The sequence below is a fragment of the Mesorhizobium sp. dw_380 genome, assembly GCF_018588885.1.
Classification (GTDB): Bacteria; Pseudomonadota; Alphaproteobacteria; order Rhizobiales; family Rhizobiaceae; genus Mesorhizobium.
This window is the reverse complement of record NZ_JAFFIW010000146.1, coordinates 1-674: the sequence shown is the minus strand read 5'-3', so window position 1 is coordinate 674 and position 674 is coordinate 1. Positions and strand designations below refer to the sequence as shown.

The window sequence follows — 674 nt, the reverse complement described above, 5'->3', positions numbered from 1 at the left end:
GGCCTGATCGGCCAGTTGCGCGGCTCGCAGAACATGACCCGGCTGGCGAAATATTCCGCCGACCTCTACGTCAAGCTGGAAGCCGAGACCGAAGTCGGCACCGGCATGCGCCAGGTCGGTTCGATCACCGTGGCGCTGACCGAAGAGCGCAAGCACGAGATTTACAGGCAGGCGTCTCTCGCCCGCGCCTTCGATGTCGACGTGCGCGAGATTTCGCCCCGCGAAGTCAAGGAGATGTATCCGCATCTCAACGTGTCCGATGTCGTCGGCGCCGTGCATCTGCCGCTCGACGGCCAGTGCGACCCGGCCAATATCGCCATGGCGCTGGCCAAGGGCGCGCGCCAGCGCGGTGCCACCATCATCGAGAATGTGAAGGTGACAAAGGTCCATACCAGGGGCGGCCGGGTTACCGGCGTATCCTGGGCGCAAGGCGAGGAACAGGGCACCATCGAGGCCGATATAGTCGTCAACTGCGCCGGCATGTGGGCGCGCGAACTGGGCGCCCAGAACGGCGTCACCATCCCGCTACACGCCTGCGAGCATTTTTATCTCGTCACCGAGCCGATCCCCGGCCTCACCCGTCTGCCGGTGCTGCGGGTGCCGGACGAGTGCGCCTACTACAAGGAAGACGCCGGCAAGATGATGCTGGGCGCCTTCGAGCCGGTGGCCAAGCC

Annotated in this window: 1 protein-coding gene; it reads left to right on the top strand. The window is 65.3% G+C overall.

Annotated features, from left to right (window positions below; genetic code table 11):
• A partial coding sequence (locus JT360_RS33300) for an NAD(P)/FAD-dependent oxidoreductase (protein WP_214477721.1) occupies window positions 1-674 on the top strand: 674 nt, incomplete at both ends.